Below are 25248 nucleotides of genomic sequence, written 5' to 3'. Positions count from 1 at the left end.
TTTACTCTTCTAGTTCAAGTAACAAACGTTCTAGTTCTTCGCTGTCTGTTGAGCTGAGCTGTTGCTCAACGATTACTGAGGCCAAGGCCTCTACGGTTGGTGATTCAAATATGGCACTTACATCGACCTCTAGGCCCGTCTCTTCGTAGATACAACTGATCACACGAGAGGCCAGCAATGACTGTCCACCTAGGTCGAAAAAGTTATCGGTGATGGCGATAGACTCTACCCCAAGCAATTGCTGCCAAATTTTTACAATCATGGCTTCGGTCGCATTGCGTGGTGCGCCTTGTTCATCGCTAATGTCTAACTCTTTCACCGGCTCTGCTGGTGCTGGGGCTGGTTGCTGCGCAACCTTAGGTGCCGCTTCGCTATGAATTGGGTCAATCCAGCAACGACGTTTTTGGTATGGGTAACCTGGTAAAGAGGTGCGGTAGCAATCGCGGTTGGCGTAAAAGTCTTGCCAATCAATGTGGCCGCCAAGGCTCCAATACTTACCAATGGCTTCTAGTAGGACTAAATCGCTCGCTGTTTTCTGTTTGACGTTTGGCGCGCAGTGAATAATAGCGCAAGCACTGGTCACGTTATCTCGTACCAGCATGGCTGCCGTGTTCGAAGGACCAAGGTCAAACACACAGTCCACCCCTTCGCTGATTAGGGTGGCAACCGCGCTACCAAACTGAACCGTTTGGCGTAGGTGCTGCACCCAATATTTTGGCTCACACACCATCTGTGTATTGACCAGTTGGCCATTTAAGCTAGATACATAACGCATTTGTGGCGCGTGGAAGGTAATATCACGAACCGCTGCTTCAAACTCGCCCAGCACAGGTTCCAGCATATGACTGTGAAAGGCATGAGATGTCACCAGCTTACGATTATCAATTTGCTTGTCATTTAACAGCGTAGACAAACTATCAATGGCTTCGTGTGTGCCACCCACCACTATAGATTTCGCACTATTGATGGCGCAAATATCAATCTGGTCAGCACTTGCCTGAGCCAGAACACTCTGAACCACATCCAATGAAGCACTAATCGACAGCATTGCGCCGCTTGTAACTTGGTTCATCAATTGTGCGCGTGTGAGTACCAGTTTGATGGCGTCATCAAGGCTCAGTACGCCCGCTAAACAAGCCACCACATACTCACCTAAGCTGTGACCTAACATCAATTCAGGTTCAAGACCCATCGCCTGTAATTGTTTTGCCATGGCATAGGCATGAACAAAAATGGCAGGCTGAGCATACTCAGTTTGCGTGATCTGTTGCTGCATGGACGGTTCGGCGGTTTCAGCCAACAGGAGATGGCGAATATCTTGACCACCTTGACGTACAATTAGCTCACAACATTGCTCAAATGTGTTTCTAAACACATCAAAACGTCGGTGCAAATCACGTGACATGCCCACATATTGAGTGCCCTGCCCAGGGACCACCCAAGCCACTTTACTGACCGCTTTTGTCAACTCATTGGCAGGGGCGAATGTCACCGCTCCTTTGTCATTCACCGCTGCATAGCTGCGATGAGCATACGCTTTACGGCCAACGGCCAAGGTATAAGCCGCATCTTGTAGTGATTTAACTTGTGGCAATGCAGCACTAAGATTGTGTTGTGACTGCTTCAGCGCTTTACCACATTTGGCAGATAACAATAACAATTCGCTGCCCGGCTCGGCTGGATATTCACGCTCAGGCGGCTCTTCCAAAATAACATGGGCGTTGGTTCCGCCAATACCGAATGAGCTAACACAAGCGCGTCTGGGGCTATCTGTGCGTGCCCACGGCGTGTTCTGAGCCACTACTTTAAACGGCGTTTGCTCAATGTTGATAGCAGGGTTCGGCGTTTCATAATTCAATGTCGCTGGCAATGTGTCATTTTTCATTGATAACAGGGTTTTAATCACACCTGTTACCCCTGCGGCGGTTTCTAGGTGACCCACATTGGTTTTTACAGAGCCAATGTAACAACTTTGTGCTGGACAATCGGCAAAGGCTTCGTTCAGTGCACCAATCTCAACTGGGTCACCCAAACGAGTACCTGTACCATGTGCTTCAACATAAGAGATAGACTGTGCAGGCACTTCTGAAAATTCTAATGCCTGTTCAATCACATCACGCTGTTTCGCAACGCTTGGGGCCGTGAAGCCCACTTTATCAGAGCCATCGTTGTTGATTGCACCACCACGGATAATGCCTATGATGTTGTCTTTATCTTCAATGGCATCTTCAAGGCGTTTCATCAATAACAGACCTACACCGTTACCAAACACCGTACCAGATGCTTGAGCATCGAATGCACGACAATGACCATCTGGCGAGTTTACGCTGCCTGGCTCATACAGGTATCCAACCTCGGAAGCATTTACTTTTGCACCACCCGCCAACGCCATATCGCAGTCATAGCTGAGCAGGCTCTTATAGGCCATCACAATAGATACCAAGCTGGTTGAACAGGAGGTATCAACCAACAGCGAAGCACCTGTCAAATTCAACTTGTAAGAGATACGCGATACCGCATAGCACTTGTCGTTGCCCAGTACTAACTGATACATCCCCATTTCGTTGAGAATTTGTGGGTTGGGCATGATGTTGCCCAACAAATAAGTGTCCACTCCAATTCCCGCATACACTGAGACAGCACCATCGTATTGCTCTCCAACATAACCGGCATCGCTCATTGCATCGTGGGCACATTCAAGTAGTACACGATGCTGTGGGTCGGTGATCTCCGCCTCTTTGGGTGTCATATCAAAAAACTCAGGGTCGAACATGTCTGAATTCTTTAAATAAGCACCTGCTTTAACATACGATTTGTTATTTAACAGCTCGTCGCTTATGCCACATCGGCGTAAGTCTTCATCCGATAAACGGGCGATAGACTCAACCCCTTTCGAGAGATTGTCCCAAAACTCGGCAACGTTCTCGGCGCCAGGAAACTGACCCGCCATGCCAATCACCGCAACCGCAACTTCTTCAGGCAATGCTTGTTCATCATTGTGAGTTGTATTTAATTTGTATTGACTCATGAGTTCACTCTCCTTTTTGACGCGCTGCGCTTTTTGCCAAGGGCGGCTTTTTGTTTGTTTGCCTTTGCTTTTAGGTCATCTTTAGAACGTGCTACTGGAGCAAGGGTGTCGATAAATTGTGCTAACGCGACAATCTTTGGATGCTTAAACATTTCGACCACCGTCAGACCGGAACCGAATTCCTTCACCAACTGCTGATGCACTTTCAAAATCGACACGGAATCTCCACCAATTTCGAAGAAGTTGTCGTCGGTACTGAAGTCATCAAAACCCAACACACTTGCCCAAATTCCTGCAATACGGCGCTCGGTGTCATTTTTAGCCGTTATCTTTTCGCGAGTATAAGTCACCTTGATTTCCTGACTTACCAGCGCTTTTCTATCTACTTTGCCATTCGCTGTAAGTGGCAGTTTGTCCAACGTCACGTAGGCATTTGGGATCATGTAGCTTGGGATCTTGTCTGCCAGTAGCGACACCAGTTGCGCTTCCGCGTTAGCAACTGACGCACCGTCTGAGTTCGTTAACAAGTAAGCAATCAGACGCGTATTAGTGTGTGCGCCCGGTTTGTTGCTACCTTGTGCCACTACCACCACATCTTCAAACAAGCCACAGTCACGAATCGCAGACTCGATTTCACCTAATTCGATGCGATAGCCGTTTACTTTCACCTGATTGTCGTTACGGCCTAGGAACTCAATACAGCCATCCGCGAAGTATTTGCCACAGTCACCGGTTCGATAGAGTCTTTCACCCGTTATTGGATGAACGATAAAGTGCGCATTGGTTTTCTCTTCATCTTTGTAGTAGCCAAGTGCAAGACCGACACCCGCAATGTAGATATCACCCGTCACACCCACCGGACATTCGTCGAGTTGCTTATTGAGTACATACAGACGTTGATTGGTTAAGCCCACACCATAAGGAATGCTCTTCCACTGCGGCTTCACTTCATCAATTGGGTAGAATACTGACCAGATAGAACACTCGGTTGCACCACCTAAGCTAATGATCTCTAACTTATCGTTAAGCTTTTGTCGGGCATCCGTCGGTAGGTTCAGTGGGATCCAGTCACCACTGAGCATCGCCAGACGCAAGGCTGGGAAGTTCACACCTGCGTGCTCTTGATACTCAGCCAAAATTTGGAACAGTGCCGGTACGGTGTTCCATACGCTCACCTCGTACTGCGTCAGTAAACTATTCCAACCACTTGGGTCTTTAATTTGCTCACCCGCTGGGATAACTAAGCCAGCTCCCACAAAGTAAGGGGCAAAATTATCGTATACTGACAAGTCGAAGCTCAGTGCCGAGAGGCCAAAAATACGGTCTTTAGCGGTTACATTGAAACGCTCGTTGATGTCTGAAATGGTGTTCATGGCACCACGGTGATCAATCATTACCCCTTTTGGTTTGCCCGTAGAACCTGATGTGAAAATCACATATGCCAGATCTTCCGGTTGCACGTCTGCATTCACTAACTGTGCAGGCTTGCTGTGTTGCCACTGTGAGTCAACACCAATCACTGACACCGGCCACGCACTGAAGTGCTGCGCATATTCAACTAAGGTGATCACCACCTTCGCTTGAGTGGTCTCAATTAAATCTTGCTGTCTTTGCTCTGGCCACTCAGGATCGATTGGCAGATATGCGCCACCCGCTCGTAAGATCCCGTGGGTCGCAGCCACTTGCTGCCAACCTTTAGGCATAATGACGGCAACCAACTCTTCTTTTTCTACGCCCAGTTCATGAACTCGAGTGGCAATGTGATCAGCCACATTGTCTAGCTGTGCGTAGTTGAGTTCATCGCCAGCCGAAGCAATAGCGAATGACTCGCCATGGGTTTTCGCTAAACGCTGTAAACCATGATGTAAGATATGATCCTCAAACTGCTTACACTCCATTGGCGGGGCAATTTCTGCCTGACGAATAGGGGTCACTGCGTTCCAGATATCATCGTTATCAACCAACTGCTCTAAGAACGCGCAGTAAGTATCAAACATGCTCTTAATCATGCCTTGTGGGAATAGCGAAGCGACGCTGTCCCAGTTGAATCGCAACATGCCTTGCCATTCGAGCACTTGGTGGGTCTAGCCATACTTGAGATGACTGACTCAGGCCATAACCCTCTTGTGCAAAATCTTCTTGGGTCTGCTCATGTTCAAGCGCTCGGCCACCTAAGGTACTGGTGAATACCACGGGCAACATCACCCGCTCATTGCGACGTTTACTCATCTCACGTAATACATGCACCGCACTGACCAAGCGGTTATCAAGGTCTTTCCATAACCGTGTTTGTGTTGCACCTATGCGCTCAATAAACGGCGTTTCTAGCTGGTTGTCTATCTCTAGGATGGTCAACGACGTGAAATCCCCCGTGATATCATCAACCTGAGCGTGGAATGGATGTCTGTTGTAGTTGGTTAAACACAATGCAAAGTGACTACTTTCAGACCACATAGAGAGTACTTCTGAGAATGCGCTGATCAGAACACTGTTTGGCGTTACACCATTAGCAAGCGCCTTTTGCTTCAAACGCTGCCAGCGGGTGGCTTCCATATCGTAATTAAAACGTTCGAACTTGGCGTCTTTGACCGATGTAGGTGACGTCACCATTGGCAGTTTAGGGGCATTCGGTAGTGAATCGATGCGGTCAAACCAGTACTGTTCGCTGCGGTAATACGCTTCTGTTTCTCTTAACGAGTGCTCTGCTACTACATAGTCACGGAACGAGAAGTCCAGTTTTGGCAATTGCGTTTCAGGCTTGTGGTACAGCTGTAGCCACTGTTCAATGATCATGTTCATGCTCCATGCATCGACAATGAGGACGTCAATGTTGATACATAGGCGGAACGATTTTTCACTGTACTGAATCGCTTTAATATCGAATAGCGGCCAAGTGTCACAGGGTAAAACCTGATGTGACATTTTCTCACGTAGCGCCATGGCTTGGGCTTGTGCGGACGCTTCATCGCAGTTAGACACATCAATGATGTCAAACTCATAGTGTGGTACAGCTGGTAAAATCTGTTGCTCGCCACTGTCTAAAAAAATGGCTCTAAGCATTTCATGCTGTTCAATTAATCGGTTCCATGAGCGCTCAAACTTAGCGACTTCGCCAGCTTTAATTTCCACTTCCAGATAAATGGTGGTCGATACATCACCCAGCTCAACCGCACTGCTACGCCCAACCCAATATGCTTGCTGAATATCGGTAAGAGGGAATGGCTTGTAACGATTCTCTAAGTCTGGCTCAACCGCTGAGATTTTCAGATTGCTTGCTTTACTTTCTTCGTCTTCACCGGCATGGCCTTGTACCATCGCAATGAAGTCAGCTAAGTCAGTTGATTCAAATAGTTCACTGAGCGTCACTTGTACGTCTAGCTCTTGGCGAATGCGAGACAGTAGTTGGGTTGCCAACAATGAGTCGCCCCCCAACTGGAAGAAGTTTTCACTTAAATCAACCTTGTCGATGCCAAATGCGTCTTGCCAAATACGTGCTACAGCCGCGTCAATCCCACCGTCAGTGTGGGTCTGCTGCTCTCGCTGCGGCGCTGCCGATACCACGTTCTCAACATCTTGTGTTGCTTGCGCATCATTGCCAATCCAATAACTTTGCTTATCAAATTGATAAGTCGGCGCTGCTACTCGACGACGGAAAGTGCCTTGATGTAGCATCGACCAATCCACAGCCACACCCGCCTGCCAAAGTGCACCAAAGGCACGTAGCCAAGTATCTACATCACAGCGTTGATCTTTTGCATGACGCGCACTGGCGATGCTGTTTTTAACTTTAAAGCTGCGTTTAGCCAGTGTTGATAACACCTGACCTGGACCCACCTCCAATAACACCGCTTTAGGGTCTTGTAACAAGGTGTTCAACCCCTTGGCAAACTGTACGGTGCCACGTAAATGGTTCACCCAATAGGTTGGTGATGTCGCTTGCGATACTTCAATCCAATCGCCAGTGACATTAGAAATAAATGGCTTAACTGGGGCGTTAAAGGTCATGCCATCCAGTACGGCTTTAAACTCTTCAAGGATTGGGTCAAGCATGTGTGAATGGAATGCATGTGAGGTATGTAGAATGCGACAATCCACATTCTGTGCTTGTAGCTGTGCCTGTAATGCATTGATGGCGTCTGTTTCACCAGACACAACAGAAATGGCATCACCATTGACGGCAGCTAGACAAATCTGCTCATTTAAGTAAGCACTCACCTGCTCTTCGCCTTGTTGGATCATCAGCATTGAACCCGCGGCCACTTTGTTCATCAAAGTAGCGCGTGCTGCAACGAGCTTCACCGCATCTTCGAGGCTAAACACCCCCGCTAAACATGCAGCAACATACTCACCTAAGCTGTGACCAATCGTGGCGGTCGCTTCGATACCATTGGCTTGCCATAATTTCGCCATCGCATATTCGATGGTGAATAGCGCGGTTTGTGATAGCAGAGTTGAGGTCAAGTCCGCATCGCTGTCCTCACTGAACAGGTGACTACGAATATCAAACCCTAAATGCTGTTCGAACAGGGCTGCACACTCATCAACCACTGACTGAAACAAGGCTTCTTGTTGGTACAAAGATTTGGCCATACCAACATGCTGAGCCCCTTGACCTGGGAACATGAAGTAAACATTGGCATCTTCACATTCACTGTGCGCCGTGATGACTTGGCTTGAGCCTTGTGAAATCGCTTCAGCGACTTGCTCTGCACTGCTTGCTACGACAATTGCGCGGTGTTCGTACTCATTACGACCCACTTGTAAGGTGTAAGCAAAATCCGCCAGATCCACATCTGGTGTCTGTGTTAAGTGCTCGGCAATCTTGCTTAACTGCATATTGAGTGAGGTGGCATTTTTTGCAGAAGCAACGATGAGCTGTTGTGGACGATTCGCTTCGTCACTGACCAGTTGTGGTGCTTCTCCCAAAATAAGGTGTGCGTTAGAGCCACCAATACCAAATGAACTGACCGCCGCAACGATTTCTGAGTCACTTTGTAGTGATAAGTTATCGGTGTTAACGAAAAACGGACTGTTCGCAAAGTCGATGTTTGGGTTAGGTGCCGTGAAGTTAATATTCATTGGCAATGTTTTGGTGTGAATCGCCATGGATGACTTAATCACCCCAGCAACACCCGCTGCAATATCGAGATGTCCAACATTCGCTTTCACCGACCCGATAGCACAAAATTGCTTGTTATCTGTGTAGTTACTGTACACCTCGCTCAGCGCCTTCACTTCGATTGGATCACCCAAAATGGTGCCTGTACCGTGTGCTTCAACAAAGCGCATATTGCTCGGGTCAATATCGGCACGCGCAAGCGCTTCGCTGATCACATCCACCTGACCTTCAACGCTTGATGCGGTATAACCTACTTTGAATGCACCATCGTTATTAACCGCTGAGCCTTTAACAACCGCATAAATCGTATCGCCATCTTCAAGCGCATCTTCTAAGCGCTTTAATACCAGTAATCCGGCACCATTGCCCTTTACCGTGCCCTTGGCGTCTTCATCAAATGGTTTACAACGACCATCAGGAGAAATGATGCTGCCTTCGGTGTAATGCATACCGATTTTTTGCGGCGTATCTAGACACACCCCACCCGCTAACGCCATATCACATTCGTATGACAACAGGCTTTGACACGCTTGGTGAATAGCCACCAGCGATGTCGAACAAGCAGTATCGACGTTGATACTTGGCCCTCTGAGGTTAAGCTTGTACGAGACCATCGTTGCCGCAAAGCTTTTTTCGTTACCGATAGACATGCGTAGCGTGCCCACAGAGTCCAAGAGTGTTTTGTTTGGCAATAAATTACGAATGTAGTACGCCATTGGGCCAACACCCGCATAAACGCCAACTAAGCCTTCGTACTTCTCGTTACTGTAGCCTGCATGTTCCAGCGCTTCGTAGCTACACTCAAGTAACATACGTTGTTGCGGATCGGTGATCTGTGCATCACGGGCGGTAAAGCCAAAGAAGTTCGCGTCAAACTGATCCACAGCATCGACGATATAAGACTTCTTCACAAAATTTGGATCGGCGATCAGCTCCTCTGGTACACCTGAGTTACGTAATTCTTCATCCGTTAACTCTGTTGATGACTGTTTACCTGCGACTAAGTTCTGCCAATATTCATCTACGCTCGTTGCAGAAGGGAATCGACCTGCCATGCCAACGATCGCGATTTGGTTTGGTGCTATATTGTTGTTATTTTCCACGTTGATTTCTCTGTCTCATGTTATTTCTGAAATGATTAATAGATGAACGGTTTACCGTGCGACCGCTCCGCTTCGAGTGTTGTTGGCTTGCACCTTTTTCTGTTGAAATCCGCTCTGCCAACGCTGAAATGCTTGGGTACTTAAACAAATCAACAAGTTCTATCGTGACATCAAAGACGGCTTTGATTTGCTGCTGCATTTTGCCAAGCAGCAATGAGTGGCCGCCCAACTCAAAGAAGCTTTCTTTGGTGCTGATTTGCTCTAGGTTGAGCAGCGCTTTCCAAATCTCAGCCACCTTGAATTCGGTGTCATTTGCAATGGGCACCAGCTTCGCTGGTGAAGTCTGTATTTGTGTGGGTAAGGCTTTAATATCCACCTTGCCATTTGGGGTGTAAGGAAGTTGCTCTAGGACAAACAATGCTGAAGGCACCATGTAGTCAGGAAGACTAGTACTGAGTGCATCCATGAGTGCTTCACGCTTGAGTGTTTGGCCAAGTTGCGGTAGTACATACGCAAAGATTTTTGCTTCTTGACCTTGAGCACGATGTACACGAACAAACGCCTGTGCAACATCTGTGCGGTCATTCAGCAGCTTAGCTATCTCATCCAGCTCAATACGATAACCACGTACTTTCACCTGATTGTCCGCGCGGCCAACAAAGGTCAAGGTACCATTAGGATTGCGGCGTACCACATCACCAGTACGATACAAATCATGCTTACCAGCGGCTGAGAATGGGTTAAAAACAAACTGCTCTTGTGTCAACTCGGGACGACGCCAGTAGCCTTTGGTCACCCCCTCTCCGGCAATATATAAATCGCCAGCCACACCGAATGGCACAGGTTTAAGCGCCTTATCGAGCACATACATTTGTGTGTTTGCGATGGGCAAGCCGATGCTCACATCCTTGCCCTGTACTTCACTGACTGCCGACCAAACGGTGGTTTCTGTCGGTCCGTACATATTGAATAGCTTGCCTGGGATCACTTGCTGGATTTGCTGAGCAAGATCTGCTGTTAACGCCTCACCGCCCACAAGAAAGCCCTGAATGTTAGACAAACTTGCGCGGGTCGTTTCTGATTCTAGTAACAGCTGTGCATACGAAGGCGTACATTGAATATGGGTCGCATTGTCGCTAGCCAGCGCCACTGCATCACTGCTGCTACTACGCAGCATATCCATCAAGCCTTTAATGTGTGTGAAGCTGTCGATAACTTCATCTTCATTAACACCAAAGTCGATAAGACAACCAATTTCATTGACCCCGATGTTGCCTAACTCATTGAGCATCTCCAGATTCGACTCCGGTGAACCAAATAAGGCACTGTGCTTGGCATAACGCTGAAAACCTGCTTCCACAACGGCTTCAAGATCTTCTTTGGTATCCAGCCCTGTTTTTTCCGCCACCGGCAGTAATAGGTTCAATGACGTTCTGAGGTAATTCTTAAACGGTGTCTCGATGGCTTTCATGGCAGCGTCATGATCATCTGACAAGAAGGTGTGTAGCATCAGCGTCACCTTACCTGCGTTAGGATCAAAACCATGTTGTTCACGCGCTTGACGGTAAATTGCGATTTTTTCTGCCAACTCTTCGCGACTTTGTCCCAAAAAGTGCGTTAGCACGTTAGCGCCAATCTCACCGGCATAACGGAAAGTCTCTGGGTTGGCCGCCGCGGTGATCCACATCGGCAATGCTTTACGGATCGGTTGCGGGTGAATTTTTATTTTCGACTCCGTCCCTTTACCATTGATGCGCGTGATCTCACCGCCCTGCCATAGGTGTTTAACGGTTTCGATGCTGTCTTTTAATATTTGATGACGCTCGGCAAAGTTATCTGGCTGAAGCACGAAGTCATTGAAGTGCCAGCCCGACGCCACAGCCATCGCAGCTCGACCATTAGAAAGGTTATCTACCATAGACCACTCTTCCGCAACGCGAATTGGGTCATGTAGTGGTAACACGCAACTACCAGAGCGGATCTCGATATTGTTGGTGATCATACTGACTGCCGCAGCGGCAACCGACGGGTTCGCAAATTGTCCACCAAACTCATGGAAGTGACGCTCAGGGATCCACACCGCACTCATGCCGCTGTCATCAGCGAACTTGGCGCCCTCTGTTAAAAGGCGATATTTACCTTGCTCTGTTGTCTGGTCAGACGCGAAGTAGAACATGCTGAAATCAAGTGCTTTGGCCGCCTGATTCACTTGCGTAGACTTACGCTTCGCCGTGCTTTGTTGTGCTAAAGAAGTAAAATGGTCTTGTTCTATGATGACCTTAAAGCCATTCGCCAATGTCCAGAACAACTCCAGTACCGAAATATCAAAGGAAATACTGGTAAGTGCACGGAAGATTGGCTGGCCCGCTACCTTGTCAAAAGTCTCAGCCAGTGAATGGTCTAAGCCACAGAAAAGATTGATGGCGTTCGCATGGCTTACCATGACCCCTTTTGGTTTACCCGTTGAGCCAGAGGTATAAATCATGTAAGCAAGATCTTCACCGTCTACCTCAGGTAAAGCAGCGTTGTTGCAAGGGGTGCCAGCGTGCCAATCCACTTCACTGAGCGCCAGTGTTGGACATGACCAATACACGTCAGCTTCGTCTTTGTGCGCTGTGATCACACAAGCAGGCTGTGCATCATCGCAGATCTGCTGTTTACGATTGGCCGGAAAGTTCACATCAATGGGAATGTAAGCCGCGCCACAGCGCATTACTGCAAGCATCGCCACCACCATTGAAACACTTCTATCTAGTGCTATTCCGACAAACTGTCCTTTTTCAACGCCCTGTGATAACAAGCTTTGTGTCATCACCGACACGCGCTGCATCAGCTCGTTGTAACTGAGCGTTTGTTGGTGATCTTGTAGGGCTACCGTATCCCCCATTTGCTGCGCTTTTGCGGTGATCACGCGTTCAATCGTTGTCTGGCAGTCAAACGCGAGGTCTGGGCCATTAAAGTCTGACAAAATATGCTGCTGAGCATCTTCACTGAGCGGGCTTAAATCAGCGTAACGCTGCGCGTCATTGTCTAACAACTGCGACAGCACCTGACTATACAACTGGGCTAAGCGCTCAACGGTATCGTGTTTGAATAGCGCGGTTGCGTACTCTATACCACCGTATAATTTGTCACCTTGACGCTTAACCGTCACTGTCAGGTCGAACTTAGAGGCTTCTTGTGTCAGCGGCTCACCCGTCACAGTCAACCCTGTAGCTGATGCACTATCCCCTGCTTCTTCTTGCTCATAGTTGAACATCACCTGAAACAACGGGTTGGTGCTTAGACTTCTTTCTGGGTGTAACTTCTCGACGATTTTTTCAAACGGGAAATCCTGATGTTCAAATGCATTGAGCACACTATCTCGAACAGCTAGGGTAAGCTGGGCTAAGCTTTGTTCGTCTTCAAGCTGGCCTCTTAGCACAATCACATTTGAGAAAAAGCCAATCACCGATTCCCAATCGCTCTTTTTACGATTCGCAACCGAGGTGCCAATGCAAATGTCCTTTTGTCCAGTATATTTACCAAGCAAGAAAAACAGCGATGAAAGCAAAGTAATGAATGCCGATGAACCATGGCGCTGATTAAAACGCGCCAATTTATCTGCGGTATCCGCACTGAGCTCAAATGGCACGACTTTGCCGCAATAGTCAGGGGTTGCAGGACGCGCAAAATCCAGCGGTAAGTCCAGTGATGTATTCGCGTCTTGTAAATACTGCAACCAAAATTGCTGTTGTTGCTCAAACTGTGGGCTTTGCAGCCAATCCATTTGCCAAGCAACAAAGTTGGCATAGCTCGCAGCAACTGGGTCAGCACCTAGCGCCTCTTGAGCATGATAGAGCTGCCAAAACTCGCGCCACAACACGCCATTTGACCAACCATCAGTCACGATGTGATGCATGTTAAGTAGCAAGATATGGCTAGCAGACCCCGTTTGAACTAACGTCATGATAGCCAAAGGTCCGTTCGACAAATCAAACACATGGTTGGCAGCTTGCTGTTTAGCCTGCTCAATGCTCGCGGCATCGTGGCGACAATCTTCAATTACAAAGCGTGCTTCGATGTTCTCTTGTACCTGTGCTTTGTACTCGCCCTCTTGTTTGATAAACGCCGTGCGCAGTGCTTCGTGACGCTGCGTTAATTGCTGCCATGTTTGTTTGAGTCGCGCTACATCGACTTGACCCTCAAGACGATAAGCGCTTGGCAAGTTATAAGACGCCGAAGCACCTAACATGTCATTCATGAACAACAATCGTTGTTGCGTAAACGATAGTGCACTTTTGTCGATGACTAACTCGTTGTGACTCTCTGATACCGATGATTGCGCTTGTCTAGACAACAAACTCATTAGTTCAGGTTTGAACGCAACCAACTTTTCTTTTAGTTCTGCATCAAGACCTTCCGATGGGCCCTTGAATCGCAGTTTGTCGCCTTCAACCCACAGCTTGATACCGCGCTGTGAAAGCTCGTTTAATAGCTGATTAATACTCATATACTACCTTCCTGTTGTTCCACCTCGTCGTCTAAACATGCTTGTGAATGAACATCCATAGAGGCCTTGAGGAGTGCGATAAGATCGATTTGTGCTTGTAATGTTGGATGTTGAAAAACATCTTTTATGGTTAGTTGTACGGCAAACTGCTCTTCAACTCGGCTGACCAACTGCGCAGCAAGCAAAGAATGACCGCCTAGTTCAAAAAAGTGGTCCGACAGACAGACATCTTCACTGCCTATCAGCTCAGCCCATAGTGCAGCCAACTGCTGTCCGGACTCATTTGTTGGACGCTGACCTGCGTTTTTACCCGCAATCTCTAGCTGATGTTGGGCAAGCTGTCCGCGTGCGATTTTGCCGTTAGGCAGCATCGGTAGTTCGCTTAACACTGCGATGTGTGCAGGTTGCATGTAATCGGGTAAGCGTGTTGCGATATGGGTCGCAATACGTTGGCTCACCTGCGTGGTATCTAGGGTCGCATCGTGTAGGGTCACAAACGCCACCAACTGAGGTTGTTGTGCTTGGTGTTGATTCACCACCACCACACACTGTTTAACCTCATCAATGCCATGGATAACGTGCTCGATTTCAGCCAACTCAATTCTAAAACCACGCAGTTTTACTTGGTGATCGATACGACCTAGATAATCCAACTCGTAGCTATCTAGCAGGCGTACCTTGTCGCCCGTTTTATACATCCGTGTGCCATCTATCTCTAGATACGCCGCTTGTGTTTGCGCTGAGTTGTTTAGATAACCTTGCGTCACCCCATCTCCCGCCAAGTAAAGCTCACCCGTGACGCCGATAGGTAAACGGTTGTGATTGCTGTCCATCACGTACGCTTGTGTGCCTTTGATTGGACGACCAATCGTAGGCTTAGCCTGTTGGTTTTTAGGCACTAACACATAGGTGCTGTAAGTGGTGTCTTCTGATGGGCCATACAGGTTATAAACACGTTCCACATGCGCACGCTCATACAGCGCATCGACTAGCTCTCTGGCCAGCGGCTCACCCGCCAAATTAATGGTGGTAACCGACGAGGGTAATTTGTTTAAACTCAGCAGTGCGGTCATTGCCGAAGGCACAGTATTGATTAGACTCAGGCCGTTGTAGTCTTGGCCGTTAGCCAGCGCCAGCGCATCGTCTACGATGTGTACGCAACCACCAACACACAGCGGTACAAACATTTCAAATACCGATAGGTCGAAACAAATTGAGGTAGCCGCTAAGACTTGGCTAAGCTGCTGTGCATCGTATTCTTGAGTCGCCCAGTCAATTAACGCCGCCACATTGTGATGGCTAATCGCGATGCCTTTTGGTTTACCCGTTGAACCCGAGGTATAGATGGCATAGGCGGTATCCACCGACGCTGGCAACTGAGTGCTGGCAGTAAAGTCAGCAACATACATGGCTTCATCTATATAGAGCGTCTTGGTATCAACATGCGTTAACTGCTGTGCTAAACCATGCTGCGTGACAATCAAAGCAGGCTGAGCATCTGCCAGAATATCGGCCACACGTTGCGGCGGATAATTCGGGTCCAGCGGTACATAGAAGGCACCAGCTTGTTGGATAGCGAGCAAAGTGATCAACAGATCGATACTGCGAGGTAAATACACCGCTACAGGGCAATTTCCCTCAATGCCAGAGGCTAGAATACGGTTTGCAACCACATTGACTTGCAGGGCTAAATCCGCGTAGGTCAAGTGCTCACCATTACTTTGTACGGCCACCTTGTTAGGTGTTTTCTGACATTGCTGCGCAAATAACTCGGCCAATATTGGAGCGGAGCCTGAAGCATCACTCACGGTACTGTTGAGCTGTGCATATTGCGCATCCAACTCATGAGGATAATCCAATACGATGCTGCCCACGGTGCGCTGCCCATTACAAGCAGACTCTAGCTGCTCCAGGATGCACACATAGTGACGCCACATTCTGGCAATGGTACTAGCGCGATACAGATCGGTGCTGTACTCGATGTAGCCACTGATTGCGCCCTCGTTCTGTGACAACATGAATGACAAGTCGAACTTAGCCACCTGATGCGCGTATTGCTGCTTGTCTGCGTGCAATCCTGCAAATGGCAATGAACCTTGATCATCATGCGCCAAGCTAAACATCACTTGGAACAATGGGCTGTAACTTAAACTTCTTTGTGGTTGTAGCTTCTCTACCAAGTATTCAAATGGTAGGTCTTGGTTTGCGTATGCCGACAACGTTGTTTGGCGCGTAGCGTCAAGTAACTGAGGTAATGTCTGAGTTGCACTAACTTGGTTGCGCAGTACTAGCGTGTTTGCAAAGAAGCCCACCATCGACTCCAGCTCAGCAAGTGGACGGTTCGCAATGGGTGTACCCACCGCAATATCCTGCTCACCCGCATATTTCGCCAGTAGCAACTGATAGGCTGCCAACATCACCATATACATACTACAGCCGTGCGTTTGGGCAACACGCTCCAATGATGCACTCACTTGCTCTGGTAATGAGACTTCTAAACACGCACCTTGGTAAGACTGCTCCGCTGGGCGTGGATAGTCCGCAGGCAATTCAAGTCGTGGTGGTAAGTGCGCAAGCTGCGCTTCCCAGTAGGCCAGTTGCTGTTGTGCCTGTCCTTGTTCTAAGGTTGCTTGCTGCCACTGGCTGTAATCTAAGTATTGATAAGCCAGCTCTGTTTTATCTTGTTGATATAGCTCTGCTAATTCCTGACCAATCAGCGCCATTGAACTGCCGTCAGTGGCGATGTGATGAATACACAGCACCAGATACACGGTGTCGCTTGTCTCTTGAATAATCGCGGCTCTGATCGGTAGGCCGTGCTCTAAATCAAACAACGCCCCGTTAAATGTCTGAATAAATTGCTCAACACTTTGAGTCAGCACTTGTGCTTGATATAGCGGAACATCCAACTGCGCAAGTGCCGCTTCGGCTGTCATTACCAGCTGCTTTGGTACACCTTGCTCAACGCGGTATTGAGTACGTAGTACCTCATGACGAGCCACCAACTTATACACCGCTTGACGTAACTGTGAAATATCCACAGCGTGGGTGTCGGCGCTCAGTTTAATGGTTAGCGGCACATTGTATGCGCCGGCGGCATTATCGATTGCAGATAAGAACCACAAGCGAGATTGTGCATATGACAAATCGTGTGATTGGCTTCTATCCGCTTTACGCAACGGCGTTACCACATTTAAAGGTTGTAACTTGGTCGCCATATTCGCAAGTGTAGGGTTATCAAAGATCTCACGCACACTGACTTGCATATTCAGCTCTTTAGCGCACTTGGCAACCAGTTTCGCGGCGAGGAGTGAGTGTCCGCCCAAGGCGAAGAAATCACTGCTGCGTCCTATCGCTTGCTCGCCCAGCGGCAGCAATTGTGCCCATAAAGCCGCAAGCGCTGACTCTTGTTCGGTCACTGGCGCATCATCGCTCATATCCTGAATAAATGCTTTGTAGTCAGGTAACGCTCTGCGGTCTAACTTACCGTTATGGGTCAGTGGCAAACTATCAAGCGCAATGATGAAGGTTGGAACCATGTAGCTCGGTAATACTTGCTGTAGCTGTTCGCGCAATGTTTCTACACCATGCTGTTTAGCAACCACATAACTGACCAGCATATCGTCCACCAGCAAAGTAACGCAGTTATCAACATGCTCTTGACTGGCTAATACGGCATCAATTTCTGCCAATTCAATACGGAAACCACGTAGCTTCACCTGTTCATCGGCACGACCAACAAACTCGATGTCACCGCTTGGCAAACGGCGTACTAAATCGCCCGAGCGATACAAACGCTGTACCTCTGTGCCCAGTGGCGCACACTCAATGAACTGCGCTGCATTCAATTGTGGTTGATTGATATACCCCGTGGCCAAACCTAAACCACCAATGTACAACTCGCCGACCACATTGAATGGTACCGGGCGCTGATGGGCATCTAATACATATAACTGAGTACCATTAATTGGTTTACCGATGGCAATACTGCCCCGTGAGCAAGCTATGGCCTTGGCGTCAATTCGATGTGTCGCGGCAAATGTAGTTGACTCAGTTGGACCGTAACCATTAATGATTTGAATGTTTGGGTTGCAGGCATAGGCTTTAGCAACATGCTCCGCAGACACCACATCCCCCCCCACTAACAACTGGTTAAGCGCGGCCAGACAATGAGGATTTTCATCAACCAATTGATGAAAAAGCGATGCCGTCAACCAGGCGGTATTCACCTCTGTCAGGGCTTGTAACGATTCGCTTGAAACCACTTCATTGTTATGAATGACCAAGCGTCCACCGTTGAGTAATGCTCCCCAAATTTCAAAGGTCGCCGCATCAAAAGACAGCGATGCAGCTTGGAGCATAACGGTCTGTTCGTTTAAGGTGACGTAGCGCGCATCTTTGACTAAACGGGTGATGCTGCCATGACGAATAGTGATGCCTTTTGGCGTACCCGTTGAGCCCGAAGTAAACATCAAATATGCTAGGTCATCTGCATGATTGCTACACTCAAGCTCAATAGGAGTCTGTGATGACACTTGTTGCACATTAACAACGTTGCGCTCAGTAAATGCGTGTTCAGTTGTGTCATCCACAAGCACATGTGACATCGCACTTTCGTTAACGATATGGTCCATGCGCTGTGCAGGTAACTGGCTATCTAATGGCACATAATGTGCGCCCGCTTTAAGCACGGCGAGCAACGCCACTACGGCTTCACAACTTGGTTTGAGACTGACCCCTATCGCACCGCTGATATTTTTTGCAATCAGTACATTGGCAACCTGATTTGCACGCTCTGCCAGTTGTTGATAGGTCAGGCTCATGTCACCACATGACACCGCGACTTTATGAGGGTGGCAAGCAACCTGCTGATCAAATTGTTCAGTGACACTGGTGAATACCGCTGCTGGTCCTTCACTCATCTGCGCTAACAACTCAAGCTCTGGACGCTCTAAATAGTTCAGCTCTTTCAGTGCAACTTTATCGAGGTTACGACAGGCCGTGATGGCACTTAGCAAGGTGGTAAAATGCTTAGCAAATTGTGCAATAGTCTGCTTATCGAATAAGTCCGTATTGAACTCTAAGTACCCAGTTACGCCTGCATCGTGCTGCTCTAACATCATAGACAAGTCAAACTTAGCCACCTGATGTAGTCGAGCGATACGGGCTACGTCTAACTGTTGTCCAAATAACCCAGCTAAATCTTGCTGCTGCTCCAAGCTAAACATCACTTGGAATAAAGGGCTGTAGCTAGAACTACGTGGGATTTGCAATGCTTCAATCAACATATCCAGCGGCAAGTCCTGATGTTCAAAGGCTGCCAAGGTGGTTTCTTTGACTTGCGCAAGCAACTGCTCGAACGTCGCTGAACTGTCTATCTGATTGCGCAGCACCACGGTGTTAGCGAAGAAGCCAAAGACATCATCTAGCTGCGTATGAGGGCGACCTAAAACCGGTGTGCCGACAGCAATGTCTTGCTCGGTACTATAGATTGACAGTAATAGTTTGTAGGCACTCAGTAGCACCATGTACAAGCTGGCATTGTGTTGTGAGGCAATACGCTGTAGCTGTGCCACCATCTCGGCATCTAAATTCAGTGCCACACACTCGCCTGCCGTGGTTTGATACGCCGGTCTTGGATGGTCTGTAGGCAATGGCAGTAAAGGTTTAAGCCCCTGTAGCTGCTCGGTCCAAAATTCTAGATGTTGAGCGGTAAACTCACGGTTTGATAAGCGTTGCGCCTGCCATTGACAGTAATCTAAATACTGTAGCTGCACTGTTGCTAAGTCAGTATCTTGCTGCGTGTAGTGTGCGCTTATCTGCTCTAATAACAGAGCCAGCGACACACCGTCAGCGGCAATGTGATGCAAACACAGACACAGTGTATAACGCGCGTGCTGCTCTTTAATCAATGCCGCACGGATTGGTAAATCACACGCTAGATCGAAAGCACTTTGTGCATGTGTTGCCATAAACTGTGCTCTGGCTTCATCACGCTGCGCATCGCTCATGTCACTCCAATCTAGTTGCTCTACCTCAAGCGTGGCATCCTGTACAACGTATTGATAAGGCACATTGTCTTCACTTGCATAGCGAGTACGAAGAATTTCGTGTCGCGCTACCACCTGCTCAATACTGCTCAGTAAGGCATTCACATCCAACTGACCTGTTAACTGCAACACAGTTGGAATGTTGTATGCGCCTCCTAACTCTTGGAATTGGTTTAGGAACCAAAGGCGTGACTGTGCAGGTGACAGAGGAAAGCGCTCGCTATCTCGCGCAATTCTTGAAATCGGTGCCTGACCATCCGCAGCCTGATTATCTAGATACTTTACTTGCTCTGCTAAAACGGGCGCATCGAACACATTACGCATCGTTAGCTTGGCCAGCGTTGCAACCTTCGCAGCGGCTAATGAGTGGCCACCTAAATCGAAGAAGTTGTGCGTACGACTGATCACCTTGACATCAAGATTCAACACTTGTGCCCAGATATTTGCCAGTAATTGTTCATTTTTAGACGCTGGCGCAACATAGGCACTTTCATTCAATGCCAGTTGTGGTGCCGGTAATGCCTTTCTATCTAACTTACCATTGGCATTGATTGGCATGGCATCCATAACCGTAATGTATGTAGGCACCATGTACTGTGGTAGAGCTGCACTTAGTTGAGCCTTAATATCATCACTGTTTAGCGCGTCGTTAAGCACTACATAAGAGGCAAGTTGCTTGTCGGACCCTTCGCCTACCAAAATGGTCGCGGCTTCGAGCACTTGCTCAATTGCCAGCAGGTGCGCATCAATGTCGCCCAACTCAATTCTAAAACCACGTACCTTGACCTGTGAGTCGGTGCGCCCAATGTATTCAATCACACCGCCTTGGTCGTAGCGTACCAAGTCACCAGTACGGTACATTTTGGCACCTGTTTGTGCCGAGAAAGGATTATCAATAAAGGTTTTAGCCGTCAGCTCAGGTTGGTTAACATAACCATTCGCTAAGCCAATACCTGCAATATAAAGCTCGCCCAAACAACCCACAGGCACTGGTTGTAATTCAGCATCCAACACGTGAAGCTGAATATTATCGATAGCACGACCAATGGGTACAAAAGCACTTTGTGAATTTGGCTCACACTGCCAGAAGGTCACATCTATCGCGGCCTCTGTCGGGCCATAAAGGTTATGCAAGCGACAATGAGAGAAGCGTGCAAAAAAGCGATTTTGCAAATCCACTGATAGGGCTTCACCACTACAGAACACGTCACGAACGCTCGCTAGCTGCGTATTTGGATTCCCCAAATACACTTCTAACATAGAAGGCACAAAGTGCAGTAGTGTGACGTTTTCAGCCGCGATTAAATCACTCAGGTAATCACTGTCTTTATGCCCTTGCGGTTTTGCTAACAGCAAAGTGGCACCGCTTATCAAAGGTAATAGGAACTCCCAAACCGAGACATCAAAGGTATACGGGGTTTTTTGTAATATCACATCATGGTGCGTAACCTGATATTCGTCTTGCATCCAAAGCACACGGTTGCGAATTGCAGCGTGATTGTTCATCACTCCTTTCGGCGTTCCCGTCGAACCTGAGGTAAAAATGATGTAAGCGAGGTCGTTTTCAGCGATTGGACGCACCGGCAAAGCCTCGGCATCTAACGCCTCAATCTCGGCTACACTCAGCGTGATAGCTTGAATATCACAAGGTAACTGAGGCTGATTACTTAACAGCAGCTCAATTGCTGCGGTCTCTATGATGGTCGCAACACGCTCATCTGGCTGAGTTGGGTCAATGGGTACGTAAGGGCAACCCGCTTTTAAACACGCAACAATAGCAACCACCAATTCTAACGAACGCTCAGCATAAATTCCCACTGGCGCCTGATGAGCCGTTCTCTCTATCAGTAACTTAGCCAAGCCGTTCGCTTTGGCCTCAAGCTGGCTATAGCTCAATGTTTCATCTTGAAAACGACAAGCAATGGCATCTGGGTTACGTTGTGCTTGTTGCGCGATCAGCTCATGAACATGGCCCTGTGCTGAAAACTCCTTGTTTGTGAAGCTAGCTTGTAAAAGCCCGTGATCATGGGTTTGCGCTGGTTGCAAAGCAAGCTGCTGCGAGCACAACTGTGGTTGCTTCACCAAAGCTTGCATCACATGGCTAAAGAACTCAGCAAATTTTGCAATATGTTGCTCGCTGAACAACTCATTGTGATATTCGAATCTGAACTGTAATTGTTCACCATCATCGGCCGCTATAAGAGATAAATCGAACTGCGCCCCTAGAGCAGGCAAAGGAATATGTTGATAAGCTTCACCGCCACTAATAGAACGAGGCTCCATAGCTGCATTAAACGGTGCAATGGCATGCTCTTGATGAGGGTAAAAGGTAAACAAGGTTTGTAACGATTGTTCATGCTTGCTTTCTTGCGCCAACATGCTTTGTAGCGAGCTACCTGCATGTTCAATCATGGTAAATAACTGCTGTTGCGTCTGTGCAACTAACTCAGGAAATGCAGTATTTAGACCCACATCGGCCAAAATACTTGAGGTTCAACGAAGTAACCTGTGCTATCAATAAACTCTGGAGCCACTCGACCCGTATTCAAAATGCCTACAGCAAATTGGCGTTCATGACACAACTTAGTCAAAAACAGTTGATAGGCGCTAAAGATGAAGCTGTTTTGAGTGCATCCTAGCTGCTGACATGCTTGATTTAGCTCCGCCGTAGTAAAGTCACTGGCAAATTCAAACGATGTGCCTTGCCCTGGTGTCATGTCCGGTTGACTGTTACGCATCGGCCATTGTAGTGCCGGTAGATCCGCGGCCAGTTTTTCTTGCCAATAACGGGCGCTGTTTTGACCTTTATCTGATTCAGCCTGTGCACACTGCCATGCAATAAAGTCTTGGTAGCTTGCACCTGTGTGCAATGGCGCCATATCCTGAGAGTTTAACTCAGCCAACAAGCGCTTGGTTAACCCCAGCATTGAAGTCAAATCAACCACCATATGATGGAAGGTCAACAGCAGACACTGGCTGCCATCAGCGAGCTTGAATAACTCAAAGCGATAACAAGGTTCATTTGCTAAATCAAAAGGTTGCTTCGCAGCGTCAAGAAGGGTGCTACGTGCCACTTCTAGCGATTCTAGCGCTTGAGCATGTTCAACCAACACCGTTTCAGGCATTGGCAAAATGCGTTGCTGCCACTTATCTTGTTGGGCATTAAAGGAGATTTGGGTACGCAAGATAGGATTGGCTTGCAGCATATGCGTTAACGCACGCTCAAGTTTCGCTGTATCAAATTTGCCCTGTAAACACATCGGTACGTTGTACGCTGCACTGTTTGGTGCTTTTTGATGTAATAACCACATCTGCATTTGGTTAACACTGAGATCAAACACATCTTGTGGTGCATGGCTGGTCTGATTGACCGCGAGTAATGAGGTGCCTTGTCCAGAATGTCTTTGCGTAACAATGTTTTGTGCAATGTCCAGTAGTGAGCTCGATTGCAGTAATTCACCTAGCGATAAAGTGACCCCAAACACATGCTTGACCGTTGCCACTAAACTGTTGAGCGTAATGGAATCTAAGCCGGTATGAATGATCGATTGTTCAATATCCAACTGTGCAACGGGTAACTTGGCTTTATTGGCAATCAACAAGGCCAATCCCAACACCACATCAGCTAGCTCAGAGCCAAGGGTCAGTGACTTAGTATCCAGTGATGAATGTTCCACATCGCTGCCTGTTGAGGCGCTTGCAAATACGGTCTCTGACACCACCTTAAGCTCGCCACTTTCAAAGTATTGTTTCGCTCGGCTACGCTGTATTTTTCCGGATGATGTTTTTGGTAGAGTCATCGGGCGGATCATGACAAATGCATGTAGAGACAAGCCGTACTCGCTGGCTATTGCTGCGCGCGCTTGCTGTGCTACTGCTTCAGGGTCAACTTTTTTAAGCCAAGTTCTTTCAACTTCTTGGACGATGACCAGCGCATCTTCACCCTCATGCTCAATCGTAAACGCTGCACCACCGTTAGGTTTCAGACCATCAATATTATTTTGTAATGTTTGCTCGATATTTTGTGGATAGAAGTTCGCGCCACGAATAATGATAAGCTCTTTAATACGACCACAAATGAATAGATGTTGTTGGTGAATAAAGCCCAAGTCACCGGTACGCATGTAGTGAACATCGCCTTCTCCGCTGATGGTGGCTCTGAACGTTTCAATGGTTTTTTCTTCATTCTGCCAATATCCAGAGGCCACGTTCTCCCCTCGTACCCACACTTCACCCACTTGGCCATCTGCTAAGCGGCTGTGATCCTCTGGGTCAACAATGACAACATCGTTGTAAGGGCTGGGGATACCTGAACTGACAAGCTCTCTGGTGACTTCACCAGTTGCGGCGGGTTTGACTAAGTCTCTATGTTGATAATTAGAAACCGATACCTCTAAAAACTGCGGTGCACTGAGGCGCTCAGCACCAGATACAAACAGCGTTGCTTCAGCCAAACCATAGCCAGGATACATAGTGTTGGCGTGTAAACCACACGGCGCAAACTTGTTTGCAAACGCTTTGACAGTGTCTGGCTTGATTGGCTCAGCACCATTTAGAGCCATTGTCCAAGTTGATAAATCAAGACGCTGTAGGTCTTCTTCTGTGGCTTTACTGACACATAGATCATAGGCAAAGTTAGGTGCAAAAGAGGAAGTAGCGCGGTACTTTGAAATTGCATCTAACCAGCGCATGGGCTTTTGTAGAAATGCCGCAGGCGTCATGGCAATCACTTTTCCGCCGATACAAATTGGCTGTAACACCGCACCAATCAACCCCATGTCGTGGAACATAGGTAACCATGAAGCGATGATGGTTTGTTCATCATGACCAAAACATGCTTGCATGGATGCAATGTTGTTGATCAAGTTACCGTGCGTCACCATCACCCCTTTGGGTGCAGACGTTGAACCTGAGGTATATTGTAAAAATGCCAGACTATCTTGGTTAAGCGCGGGTAATACATACCCAGAGGTATTTTCTTCACGCTCATCTACTGCGATTTTGGTTGCCTTGCCGAGCGTTTCAAACGCTTCTAAGCGCGACTGTGCATTATCAAAGTAATCACGGGTCCCCAACACAAAACGTGCTTGGCAATCCGTGGCTATCATTTCTAATCGCTCTAAATATGCTTGGCGATTTTGAGGTGGGTAAACAGGTACGGCGCATATGCCAGCATATAAACAACCAAAGAACCCTGTAATAAAGTCAATTCCATTTTGCAAAACAAGTAGAGCTCTATCTCCACACTGAGCTTCACTCAACAACTGCACTGCAATTTCTTTGGCTTTTTGATCTAATTCAAAATAGCTTACCGGGTGACACTCAACTTCACCGTCTTTAAGAAATTGAAACACCTCTCGATCAGGATGACGCTGCAAGTGCCACTGTACAATCTCTACCAGATTGCTAAATGGCACCTGTTCATTGTCCAATCTTAAGCTAAATGCTTCAGGCAT

The 25248-nt window shown here is 47.9% G+C and carries 6 protein-coding genes; all 6 read right to left on the bottom strand.

Going from position 1 to position 25248, the window contains the following annotated elements; all coding sequences use genetic code 11:
* Position 1: 1 nt before the first annotated feature.
* From C2M32_RS03975 to C2M32_RS03950, 6 genes are read right to left on the bottom strand one after another with little or no spacing between them, the layout of a single operon-like run.
* The gene (locus C2M32_RS03975) at positions 2–3028 is read right to left on the bottom strand and encodes a type I polyketide synthase (RefSeq protein ID WP_105167218.1); all 3027 of its coding nucleotides are present in this window, start codon (positions 3026–3028) and stop codon (positions 2–4) included.
* Positions 3025–5085 carry an amino acid adenylation domain-containing protein gene (locus tag C2M32_RS03970; protein WP_158678109.1) on the bottom strand — a complete coding sequence of 687 codons (2061 nt, stop codon included), beginning with the start codon at positions 5083–5085 and terminating at the stop codon, positions 3025–3027. The genes C2M32_RS03975 and C2M32_RS03970 overlap by 4 nt, the downstream gene beginning before the upstream one ends.
* Complete coding sequence (locus tag C2M32_RS03965) at positions 5030–9250, bottom strand: type I polyketide synthase (RefSeq protein WP_105167217.1); 4221 nt, start codon at positions 9248–9250, stop codon at positions 5030–5032. Before C2M32_RS03965 ends, C2M32_RS03970 begins: the two co-directional genes overlap by 56 nt.
* Positions 9240–13742 (bottom strand): MupA/Atu3671 family FMN-dependent luciferase-like monooxygenase, encoded by a 4503-nt coding sequence (locus C2M32_RS03960; protein WP_105167216.1) that lies wholly within the window; start codon positions 13740–13742, stop codon positions 9240–9242. Before C2M32_RS03960 ends, C2M32_RS03965 begins: the two co-directional genes overlap by 11 nt.
* Positions 13739–22264: a non-ribosomal peptide synthetase gene (locus C2M32_RS03955; RefSeq protein WP_158678107.1), complete on the bottom strand. Its 8526-nt coding sequence runs from the start codon at positions 22262–22264 to the stop codon at positions 13739–13741. Before C2M32_RS03955 ends, C2M32_RS03960 begins: the two co-directional genes overlap by 4 nt.
* Positions 22255–25248 carry an AMP-binding protein gene (locus C2M32_RS03950; RefSeq protein WP_105167214.1) on the bottom strand — a complete coding sequence of 998 codons (2994 nt, stop codon included), beginning with the start codon at positions 25246–25248 and terminating at the stop codon, positions 22255–22257. Before C2M32_RS03950 ends, C2M32_RS03955 begins: the two co-directional genes overlap by 10 nt.

Source organism: Pseudoalteromonas sp. T1lg23B (assembly GCF_002964665.1).
Lineage (GTDB): Bacteria > Pseudomonadota > Gammaproteobacteria > Enterobacterales > Alteromonadaceae > Pseudoalteromonas.
This window is presented reverse-complemented; position numbering and strand designations above follow the sequence as displayed.